Below are 10721 nucleotides of genomic sequence, written 5' to 3' on the forward strand. Positions count from 1 at the left end.
GAGCCTGTGAGACGTCCCCCATGCGCATGTCCCCTTCGTCCGCCGTCCTCTCGCTGGTCGCCGTCTTCCTCGTCCTCTGCCTGGCCATCGGCCTGCTGTGGTGGTACGGAGGCACGCTGACCGGTACCGACGGTGCCGCCGACGGGAGCGCCGCCCTGAGTCCCGAGGACTTCGTGGACGCGGAGTCGATCGTCTGGCCGCCGGGGAAGCCGGATTCGGCGTCCGGAGAACCGGCGGACGGGCTCCCTGAAGGATGGGCCTCGACCACGGAGGCCGGGTTGGACATCCCCGTGCCCGATGCGTGGGCGGGCGAGGAAGGGGGCGAAGAGGGCGGGGGACCCGTTCTCGCCGAGACGGACGGCGGAGAGCTCCGGACCGGCCGTGTCCAGGTGCTCACCCACATGACCTCTTACCGCAGCCCCGCTGGAGCCGTCACGTCCGTGCGCAACCGGCTCGTCACGGCAGGAAGGGTCGCGGGCCACATGGAGGAGTGGGAGTATCCCGCCCCCGGAATCGACGCGGCGGCGCACGCGGAGATCACGTTCGATCCCGACTCCTCGGAGGTGAAGGACGAGATCGGCGGACGTGTGCGCGGCTTCCTCTACGCCGTGGAGCCGGTCCCCGAGGGCGCCCCTGTGCTCATCTGGTGGGGGTGGCCCGAGGAGGGCTACCCGGACGACGCGGTGGACGTCATCACCGTCGGGGTCCGCCCCGCAGTGTGACCCCTCGGCGTCGGCCCGGGGACCGGTAAGGCGGACGGAACGCAGAAGCGGACGGAATACGGAAATGGAACGACGGTTCTCAGGGCCCGTCCTCGGTGTGGTGCTGGTCGGTGCCCTCCTGGTCGCGGTGTCGATCGTGGCGCGGTTCGGGGGCGCGCTCGGAATCCCCGGAGCGGACGATCTGACCTGGCTCGCCGAGGAGCCCGTGCACTATGGGGACGACCCCTCCGGATGGGAGCGCGAGGAGGCCGCCGGCGTCTCCTTCACCGTGCCCGGCGACTGGGACGCCGTCCCCGAGGGCGGCCTCAAGGACGGATACGCGGCCTCGTGGCACTCGCCGGACGGCGATCCCCTCGGGGAGCTGAGCGTCCTCGACTACCCGGGGGACGACACCGGCCCCTACCAGGCCCTCATCGAGGCCGCCTCACTGGAGCGCGGCGAGGAGCTCGACCTCCCCCTCGGCACCAACGACGGGTGCCAGGAGTACGACCTGCCCGAGGCCTACGCGGCAGGGCTCTGCGCCTACCCCGCCTCCTACACAGACCCCGGGACCGGGGAGGGCATCGCCGTGAACGGCACCTACTACGTGCTGCAGACCGAGCAGGGGACCGCTCCCGTGCTCGTGCGCCTCCTGCGGGCCGACGACTTCGACGCCGACGACGCCATGGCCCTGTTGAACGGGCTGCGCCCGGCCCCGGACGGGTGGCGCGCCTGGACCGGCGACTGAGCACCCGTCTCGGTCCCCCCTGCGTCCGGCCTCCCCTCCGATTCCCCGAGAGAACGATCCCCTGATGCGAACGTCCCGCCTGACCATCCTCGTCTCCCTCGCCGCGGGCTGCGCGGCCGTCCTCCTCTCGCTCGCCACCCTGCGACCGCTCGTCACCGGCGGCGCGACCGCCGCCTCCGCCGCCTCGGGGCCCTCCGGCGCGGACGGCGCGCAGGAGTCCGCGGCCATGACCGCCGACGAGTTCGCGCGGGCGGAGTCCCCGTTCTGGCCGCCGGGCGAAGGCGCCTCCGGCCCGGTCTCCCAGGCGGCGGACGACACCGGCGGTGAAGGAGGTGACGAGGCTGAGGCAGGAGTGGGGGACCCTTCAGACCTCCCCGAGGGATGGCGCACCGTGGAGGAGGTCGGCCTCGTTCTCCCCGTCCACGAGGACTGGGGCCGGATGGACCCCGAGGAGGCGCCGTTCCCGGAGGGGACCGAGGCCGGGTACGCCGACCCCGAGGTGGGCGGCCTCCAAGTGCTCTCGGGCTATCCCGCGGACGAATTCGACGCCCACCGGGCCGTCATCCGGTTCGTGAACGAGCTGTCCTCGACCGGCGAGGTGATGAGTGCGTTCACACCGGTCGACGCGCCGCCCGGCCTCCACGGAGCGGCCTACGCCGAATTCGTCCTCAACCCCCGAGGGGCGGAGCTGAAGGAGGCGGCGGGCGGTTCGCTGTCCGGCGTCCTCCTCGGGGTGCAGCCCGAGGAGGACGACGACCCCCTCGTGCTGTGGTGGGAATGGCCGACCGGGGACGGCCCGGAGGACGTCATGGAGATCGTCACCGGCGTGGTCCGCCCGGCGGAGTGAGGCCCACCGGGTGACCGCTGCCGTGGTGTGCGCCCTCGGTGGTCCCCGTGTGATCTGCGGCGGGTATACCTGGACGGGTCGATTGCGGCATTTCGCCAGGTGAGCCGCGATTGTCGCCGTTGAAAGGCTTTGTGCATGCTGGACCTGACGCGCCCCCGGGCCCGGGGCTCCGCCGTCCTGGCCGCCCTGCTCGGCCTCCTCCTCGTCGTCGGGTGTGATCCGGGCGGGAGTGTGGGGGACGCGCCTGGCGGCGGGGACCCGACCGCAGGATCCGGGGACGCCGCCCCGCTCGGCGACGGCGGGCGCGGCGTCCGCGTCATGGCCGTCGGCGACTCCCTCACCCACGGCGGCACCGGCGACCTCACCTGGCGCTACCGGCTCTGGAACCATCTCTCCGACACCGACCCCGACCTGGAGTTCGTCGGCCCCCGCGACGGGGTCGAGAACCGCGCCACCGAGGGCGAGGACGAGCACGACGGCTACGCCGACCCCGACTTCGGCACCGCCCACGACGCCATGTGGGGCCGCACCCTCAAGGACGCCTCCCAGGAGATCGGCGGCACCGTCGCCGAGTACGACCCCGACGTCCTCCTCGTCCTGCTCGGCATCAACGACCTCGGCTGGCTGGGCGCCGAGCCCGGCCGCATGCACGGGCAGGTGCGGGACCTCCTGGACGAGGCGCGCCAGGGGGACGACCCGCCGCAGGTGCTCATCGCCGGGGTGCTCCCCACCCAGCGCGGTGTGGACGATCCCTCCTTCGCCGCCAAGGTCGGCGCCTACAACTCCGGCCTGGACGCCATCGCCGAAGAGGAGTCCCGCCCCGGCGCCCGCGTCGTCCACGTCGACATCGCCGACGCCGAGTCCTACGTACCCGACCGCGACACCTACGACGGCACCCACCCCAACGCCCGCGGCGAGCTCAAGATCGCCGCCGCCTTCGCCGACGCCCTGCACTCCGGGTTCGGCTACGGCGCGCCCTACCCCCGCCCGCTCCCCGAGACCGAGTTCGGGCCGCGGGAGGCCCCCGAGCCGACCGCCGAGCTCGTCCCCGGCCAGGGCGCCGTCCTGAACTGGGACCCCGTCCCGGGGGCCACCACCTACCGTGTGCGGTGGAAGCAGGGCGGGGAAGGGACGCCGGAAGGCGCGGACCAGGTCTGGGCGAAGGCCCGGCCCCTCCCCGCCCACGTGCGCACCTGGACCCTGGAGGACGTCGAACCGGGGGCCGAGTACACCTTCCAGGTCCGCGCCGACAAGGGCTGGCACAAGGGCGACTACTCCGACCGCGTCGCCGTCTCCGCACAGGCCTGAGCGCGGCCCGGCGCCGTCCGTACACCCCGCACACCCCATCAGGGAAACCACCGGTCTGCCCCCGCGGACCTTCCGGGCCCACCGCCGCCGCGACTAGCGTTCGGGGCAGCCGCGACGGCATCGGCGCCGGTGAACGGGGGTCGTCTACCCCCGACCGACCGGATGGTCGGTCGTGTCGCGGACTCCCCCGGCGCCGCGCGCCGCGACCCGAGAGGAGCCCATGGACGGCCATGTCCTGTCGGTCGAGCAGCTCACCGTCGCCTTCGGCGGACTGACCGCGCTCGACCGCGTCACCTTCGACGTGCCCCACCGCAGCGTCGTCGGGCTGATCGGCCCCAACGGCGCCGGGAAGACCACCGTGTTCAACGCGGTCAGCGGCGTCGTCCGCCCCCGGGAGGGCACCCTGCGGCGGCACGGCCGCCCGCTCCGCCGCCACCGCCCCCACCACCTGCCGCGCCTGGGCATCTCCCGCATGCTGCAGGGCCTGGGCCTGTTCCCCGGGATGACGGTGCTGGAGAACGTGATGGTGGGCGCCGACCCGCTGGCCACCGGCGGCCTGCCCGGCATGCTCACCGGCCTGGGCCGCGCCCCGCGCGACGAGCGCCGGGTGCGCGAGCGGGCCGAGGCCGCCCTCCACGAGTTCGGCGTCGCCGACACCGCCCACGCCCTGCCCGGCACCCTGCCCTACGGCGTGCAGAAGCGCGTGGCCCTGGCCCGCGCCTGCGTGTGCTCCCCGGAGCTGCTCCTGCTCGACGAGCCCGCCTCCGGGCTGGCCGCCGACGAGGTCTCCGAGCTGGCCGAGCGCGTGCGGGGGATGCGCGCCCACGGGTCGGTGCTCCTCGTCGAGCACCACATGGACCTGGTCATGCGCGTCTGCGACCGCGTCGTGGTGCTCGACTTCGGCCGGGTGATCGCCGACGGGACCCCGGACGAGGTGCGCGCCGACCCCGCCGTCGAGCGCGCCTACCTGGGGCCGCCCGAGGGAGACGGCGACCTGCTCGCCCCCGACGGACCCGAGGAGGCCCGCGATGGCCGCTGACCCCGCCCTGCGCGCCGCCTCCGCCCCGCCCGCCCTGCGCACCGAAGGCCTCACCGTCCACTACGGCGCCGTCCGCGCCCTCGACACCGTCGACCTGGAGGTCGCCCCCGGCGCCCTGCACGCCGTCCTGGGCGCCAACGGCGCCGGGAAGACCACCTTCCTGCGCGCCGCCTCCGGCCTCCACCCGCCCCGCTCCGGCCGCGTCCTGCTCTTCGGCGAGGACGTCACCGGCGCCCCCGCCGAGGAGCTGGTCCGCCGCGGCCTGCTGCACGTGCCCGAGGGCGGCGGCGTGCTCACCGAGCTCACCGTGGAGGAGAACCTGCGCCTGGGCGGCCTGGTCCGCCGGGGCCGCGCCGCCCGCGCCGCCGCGCTCGGCGAGGTCTACGACCTCTTCGAGCCCCTGCGCGAGCGCCGCACCCGCTCGGCCTCCTCCCTCTCCGGGGGCGAGCGCCAGATGCTCGCCATCGGCAGGGCGCTCATGGCCGGTCCGCGCGTCATCCTCCTGGACGAGCCCTCGCTCGGCCTGGCCCCGCTCATCACCCGCCGCATCATGCACCTGCTCCAGGACCTGCGGTCCCGAACCGGCCTGACGGTCGTCCTGGTCGAGCAGAACGCCCGCACGGCGCTGCGCGCCAGCGACCGCGCCCACGTCCTCGACCAGGGCGCCGTCGCCACCGAGGGCCCATCGGCCGACCTGCTCGGCGACCCCCGCGTCCGCGCCGCCTACCTGGGTCTGTGAGGGAGCCGACCATGGAGCACTTCGCCAACCTCACCCTCAACGGGCTGGCCACGGGGGCGGTCTACGCCGCCCTGGCCCTGTCCCTGGTCCTGATCTACCAGGCCACCCGGGTGCTCAACTTCGCCCAGCCCGCCTTCGCCCTGGTCTCGGCCTACCTGGCCTACGCCGTCACCGCCGCCACCGGTTCCTACTGGGCGGGCTTCGCCGCCGCACTGGCCGCGGGCGCCCTGCTGGGCGCCGCCACCGAGCGCCTCCTGGTGCGCCCGCTGCGCAACGCCTCCCCGCTCAGCCCCATCATCGCCACCCTCGGCCTGCTGATGGTCCTGCAGGGCGCCGTGGGCATGGTGTGGGGCAACGAACCGCTCTCCTTCGCCTACCCGCTCGACTACCGCGGCCGCTTCTCCCCGGCCGACGCCTTCGCCCTGGCCTCGGTCCTGCTCGTGGCCCTCGCCCTGTTCGCCCTCTACCGCTTCACCCCCGCCGGGCTGCGCATGCGCGCCGCCGCGATCCGCCCCGAGGCCGCGCGGCTGTCCGGGGTGCGGGTGGGCGCGGTGCTGGCCTCCGCCTGGGCGCTGGCCTCGGCCATCGGCGCGCTGGCGGGGATGCTCGCCGCACCGCCCTTCCTCACCCCCAACGCCTTCGACCTGGTCTTCGTGTTCGCCATCGCCGCCGCCGTCGCGGGCGGCCTGGAGAACCCCTTCGGCGCCGTGGCCGGGGGCCTGGCCGTCGGCGTGCTGCTGTCCTACGTCACCGGCTACGCGGGCCCCGAACTGACCGCGCTCGCCGCCCTGGTGGTGCTGCTGACCGTGCTCGCCCTCAAACCGGACGGCCTGTTCTCCCGGGCCGCCGCCCGAAAGGTCTGACCATGGCCCCCACCCACCGCGCCCCGGCCTCCGACGCCCGCCCCGACACCGCGGGCCCCGCGAAGGCCGCGACCGCGACCCGCGCGGGGCGGCGCCCCGCCCTCGGCCACCCGCTCCTGCGCCACGGCCTGTGGGCGCTCGCGGCCCTGGCCGCCGTGGCCCTCCTGACCGCGGCCACCGGCCCCGTCACCGACCTGCGCGTCGCCGACGTGGGACTGCACCTGCTCGCCGTGGCCGGGCTGCAGCTCCTCGTGGGCACCAGCGGCCAGGTGTCGCTGGGCCACGGCGCCTTCATGTTCGTCGGGGCCTACACCATGGCGCTGCTGGTGGTGAACCTGCCCGCCGTCCCCCTGGCGGCGGGCATGGCCGCCGCCTGCGCCGCCGGGTGCCTGGCGGGCCTGGCCGTCGGGGCGGCGACCGCGCGCCTGCACGGCCCCTACCTGGCGGGCGCGACGCTCATGCTGGCGGTGGGCCTGCCCGCGGTCGCCCTGCGCTTCCCGGACCTGCTGGGCGGCGCCAACGGCCTGGCGTTCACCGCCATCGGCGCGCCCCCGGCCCTCTCCGGCCTGGTCGACGACACCCAGTGGCGGGCGCTGGTGGTCTGGACGGTCGCCCTCATCGGCCTGGTGGTGCTGGCCACCGCGACCCGCGGACGCCTCGGCCGCCACCTGCGCGCCCTGCGCGACGACCCCACCGCCGCGGCGCTGTCGGGCATCCCGGTCGGCCGCGCGCGGGTCACCGCGTTCGTGATCAGCGCCGGTGCGGGGTCGCTGGCCGGGGCCTGCCAGGCCTACGTGCTCGGCACCGCCACCCCCTCCACCTACGCGCTGACACTGTCCCTGGTGCTGCTCGCCGCGCTCGTCCTGGGCGGCCTGGGCAGCCTGTGGGGCGCCTTCTGGGCGGCGCTGGCGATCGTCTACGTGGAGGTCGCCGGGACCGAGCTCGCCCACGCCCTGGAGCTGGACACCGACGTGCGCAACAACCTGCCCGTGGTGTTCTTCGGCGCCGTCCTGATCATCATCGTCCTCGCCTGGCCGCGCGGCGTGCACGGCGCGCTCTCCGCCCTCGGCCGCCACCGCAGCACCCCCTCGCAGACGGGAGATTCCTGATGAGAACCGATCCCATCCGTGCCGCCCGGCCCCTGGCCGCCGCGTCCCTGGCCCTGGCACTGCTCGCGGCCGGGTGCACCGGCGCCGGCCAGACCGGAGAGGGGGCCGAGGCCGACCTCGACGTGTCGACGGGCGTCACCGACGACACCGTCACCATCGGCGCCCACATGCCGCTGACCGGGCCCGCCGCCCCCGGCTACAGCCAGATCTCCGTCGGCGCCCAGGCGGTGTACGACTTCGTCAACGCCAACGGCGGGGTGCACGGGCGCACCATCGAGTACCTCGCCGAGGACGACGCCTACGACCCCACCCGGACGGTGGAGGTCACCCGGGAGCTGGTGCACCAGGACGAGATCTTCGCCATGGTCGGCGGGCTCGGCACGCCCACCCACTCCAAGGTGGTCGACTTCCTCAACACGGAGGGGGTGCCCGATCTGTTCCCCTCCTCCGGGGCGCTGATGTGGAACGACCCCGAGAAGTACCCGCTGACCTACGGCTACCAGGTCGACTACACCAAGGAGTCGAAGATCCTCGGCGAGTACATCTCCGAGGAGTTCGAGGACGCCAAGGTCGGCTACCTGCTGCAGAACGACGACGTGGGCGTCGACTCCCAGCGCGGCCTGGACATGTACCTGCAGGACCAGGCGGTGTCCGTGGAGCACTACGAGTCCGGGGCCGAGGACCTTTCCGCGCAGATCGCCGGGCTGGAGCGGGAGGGCGCCGAGGTCGTCGTCTGCGCCTGCATCCCCAACTACGTGGCCCTGGGGCTGCTGGAGTCGGCGCGCATCGGGTACGAGCCGCAGTTCATCACCAGCAGCATCGGCGGCGACACGGTCACCCTGCGCGGGCTGCTGTCCTCCTTCGCCGAGCAGGCCGGCTCCGGCGGCGACCCCGACGACTTCCTCAACGGGCTGATGACGCTGGGGTACCTGCCCCCGGTCGAGCTCGGCGGGGACGACCCCTGGGTCGCCTTCCTCCGCGGCGTCTACGACGAGTACGGGGGCGACGCCCCGCTGAGCAACACCACGGTCTACGGCATGGTGCAGGCCGTGCAGTTCGTCCGGGCGCTGGAGGCCGCGGGGGAGGACCCCACGCGCGCTTCGCTCATCGAGGCGCTGGAGTCCCTGGAGCCCGGCGGCCCCGGCCTGGTGCCGTTCTCCTCCACCGGGGAGGACCGCGGCGGTTACGCCGGGGGCTTCATCACCCGCTACGAGGACGGCGAGCTGGAGATGGTCCGCGACCCCGCGGTCACCGACAACGCCGAGGGCGACATCGAGCCGGCGGAGGTCGACCGCCCGCTCCCCGAGGACATCGGGCCCCTCGCCCAGGGGTGAGGCGGTCCCCGGCGACACCCTGAGCCCCAGGGCGGCCCCGCACGGCCGCCCTGGGGCCTCATCCTGCGCCGATAGGCTTGGGCAAGTGAGTGAGACTTCGATTCGCGTTCGCTTCGCGCCGTCCCCGACGGGCATGTTCCACGTCGGCGGCGCCCGTTCCGCACTGTTCAACTGGGCGCTGGCACAGCAGCACCCCGAGGGCCGGTTCGTGCTCCGCATCGAGGACACCGACGCCGCCCGCAACAAGCCCGAGTGGACCGAGGGCATCATCAGCGCCCTGGCCTGGCTCGGCATCTCCGCCGAGGACCCCCACTTCGAGGGCCCCTACTTCCAGTCGGCCTACGCCGACAAGCACAAGGAGACCGCCGAGCGCCTGTACAAGGACGGCAAGGCCTACTACTGCGACTGCACCCGCGAGCAGGTGCAGGAGCGCCGCGGCAACCCCCACCTGGGCTACGACGGCTTCTGCCGCGACCGCGGCCTGGAGCCCGGCCCCGGGCGCGCCCTGCGCTTCCGGGTGCCCGGCGGCGGCCCGACCGTGGTCGAGGACCGCATCCGCGGCCGCGTGGAGTTCGACCACGACAACATCGAGGACTTCGTCATCGCGCGCGCCGACGGCTCCCCGCTGTTCGTGCTGGCCAACGTGGTCGACGACGTCGAGATGGGCGTCAACGAGGTGATCCGCGGCGAGGAGCACCTGTCCAACACCCCCAAGCAGCAGCTGCTCTGGGAGGCGCTGGACAGGACCCCTCCGGTGTGGGCGCACCTGCCGGTCATCGTCAACGAGAAGCGGCAGAAGCTCTCCAAGCGCCGCGACAAGGTCGCCCTGGAGTCCTACCAGGACGAGGGCTACCTGCCCGAGGCGATGGTCAACTACCTGATGCTGCTGGGGTGGGCGCCGGGCGACGACCGGGAGATCATGCCCTGGGAGCAGATGCAGCCGCTGTTCAACATCTCCGACGTGAACAGCTCCAGCGCCTTCTTCGACGAGAAGAAGCTGCGCGCCTTCAACGGCGAGTACATCCGCGCCCTGGACGCCGACGACTTCGTCGAGCGCTGCCGCCCCTACCTGGCTGCCGACCGGGCTCCCTGGCCGGCGTCCAACTTCGACGAGGAGGCGTTCCGCGCGATCGCGCCGCTGGCCCAGAGCCGCATCGCGGTGCTCAGCGAGATCGTGCCGAACGTCGACTTCCTCTTCCTGGACGAGCCGGTCTTCGACGAGAAGTCCTGGAACAAGGCGATGAAGCCGGGAGTGGGCGAGGAGATGCTGTCGGCGTCCCTGGAGCGCTTCGGTGACCCCGGGCAGGTCTGGGAGGCCGAGGCGCTCAAGACCGCCCTTGAGGAGGTCGGCCAGGCCCAGGGGCTCAAGCTCGGCAAGGCGCAGGCGCCGGTGCGCGTCGCCGTCACCGGGCGGACCGTGGGGCTGCCGCTGTTCGAGTCCCTGGAACTGCTCGGCCGCGACCGCGTGCGCGCGCGCCTGGAGGCCGCGCTGGAGCGCCTGCGGGCCGAGCAGGCGCGGGAGCAGGCGGACGCACCCGCCGAGTAGGACCGCCCGACCGGGGTGGCCGGGCGCACACCGGCCGCCCCCGGATTCCGGTTCGCGAGCACTCCCGAAGTCCGCTAAAGTTGAGCACGTCGCCGCGGGGGACAGGCCCGAAAGGGAAGGGCCCCCGGGGAGAACAGTGGGCTATGGTGTAATCGGCAGCACGACTGATTCTGGTTCAGTTAGTCTAGGTTCGAGTCCTGGTAGCCCAGCCAACGGCCTTCCGGTAGGGAGGCCGCGGGACCGGTAGAACGGTTCTCTTGGGCCCCCGTCGTCTAGTGGCCTAGGACGCCGCCCTCTCAAGGCGGTAACGGCGGTTCGAATCCGCTCGGGGGTACGCAGCAGGGAGAGGCTCCCACCCGATGGGAGCCTTTTTTCTGGCGCAGGCCAGGTCCGGCCGGACCCGTACGGGTCCGATAGGATGAGGCACGAATAGGCCCCCGTCGTCTAGTGGCCTAGGACGCCGCCCTCTCAAGGCGGTAACGGCGGT

The 10721-nt window shown here is 73.6% G+C and carries 10 protein-coding genes and 2 tRNA genes; all 12 read left to right on the forward strand.

Annotated elements, in window-relative coordinates; translation table 11 throughout:
• Window positions 1-20 precede the first annotated feature (20 nt).
• The 12 genes from O4U47_RS07725 (at window position 21) to O4U47_RS07780 (ending at window position 10568) form a co-directional block, all read left to right on the forward strand.
• Window positions 21-722, forward strand: a complete 702-nt coding sequence (locus O4U47_RS07725) for a hypothetical protein (protein ID WP_270676934.1) — start codon at window positions 21-23, stop codon at window positions 720-722.
• A gap of 64 nt (window positions 723-786) precedes the next feature.
• Window positions 787-1449 (forward strand): hypothetical protein, encoded by a 663-nt coding sequence (locus tag O4U47_RS07730; RefSeq protein ID WP_270676935.1) that lies wholly within the window; start codon window positions 787-789, stop codon window positions 1447-1449.
• A 64-nt stretch (window positions 1450-1513) separates the two neighbouring features.
• Window positions 1514-2296, forward strand: a complete 783-nt coding sequence (locus O4U47_RS07735) for a hypothetical protein (protein ID WP_270676936.1) — start codon at window positions 1514-1516, stop codon at window positions 2294-2296.
• A gap of 135 nt (window positions 2297-2431) precedes the next feature.
• On the forward strand, window positions 2432-3604 hold the full coding sequence (locus O4U47_RS07740) for a GDSL-type esterase/lipase family protein (RefSeq protein ID WP_270676937.1): 1173 nt from the start codon (window positions 2432-2434) through the stop codon (window positions 3602-3604).
• A 220-nt stretch (window positions 3605-3824) separates the two neighbouring features.
• Window positions 3825-4643, forward strand: a complete 819-nt coding sequence (locus tag O4U47_RS07745; RefSeq protein WP_270676938.1) for an ABC transporter ATP-binding protein — start codon at window positions 3825-3827, stop codon at window positions 4641-4643.
• Entirely contained in the window at window positions 4633-5382 is a 750-nt protein-coding gene (locus O4U47_RS07750) for an ABC transporter ATP-binding protein (RefSeq protein ID WP_270676939.1), read from the forward strand. Before O4U47_RS07745 ends, O4U47_RS07750 begins: the two co-directional genes overlap by 11 nt.
• An 11-nt stretch (window positions 5383-5393) precedes the next feature.
• Window positions 5394-6245: a branched-chain amino acid ABC transporter permease gene (locus tag O4U47_RS07755; protein ID WP_270676940.1), complete on the forward strand. Its 852-nt coding sequence runs from the start codon at window positions 5394-5396 to the stop codon at window positions 6243-6245.
• Window positions 6246-6247: 2 nt separating this feature from the next.
• Complete coding sequence (locus O4U47_RS07760; RefSeq protein ID WP_270676941.1) at window positions 6248-7354, forward strand: branched-chain amino acid ABC transporter permease; 1107 nt, start codon at window positions 6248-6250, stop codon at window positions 7352-7354.
• The gene (locus O4U47_RS07765; protein ID WP_270676942.1) at window positions 7354-8688 is read left to right on the forward strand and encodes an ABC transporter substrate-binding protein; all 1335 of its coding nucleotides are present in this window, start codon (window positions 7354-7356) and stop codon (window positions 8686-8688) included. The genes O4U47_RS07760 and O4U47_RS07765 overlap by 1 nt, the downstream gene beginning before the upstream one ends.
• A gap of 85 nt (window positions 8689-8773) precedes the next feature.
• Complete coding sequence (gltX, locus tag O4U47_RS07770) at window positions 8774-10234, forward strand: glutamate--tRNA ligase (protein ID WP_270676944.1); 1461 nt, start codon at window positions 8774-8776, stop codon at window positions 10232-10234.
• Window positions 10235-10371: 137 nt separating this feature from the next.
• Window positions 10372-10446, forward strand: a tRNA-Gln gene (locus tag O4U47_RS07775).
• Between the two features lie 49 nt (window positions 10447-10495).
• Window positions 10496-10568, forward strand: a tRNA-Glu gene (locus O4U47_RS07780).
• The last annotated feature ends 153 nt before the right edge of the window (window positions 10569-10721 follow it).

Source organism: Nocardiopsis suaedae, assembly GCF_027706745.1.
Classification (GTDB): Bacteria; Actinomycetota; Actinomycetes; order Streptosporangiales; family Streptosporangiaceae; genus Nocardiopsis_A; species Nocardiopsis_A suaedae.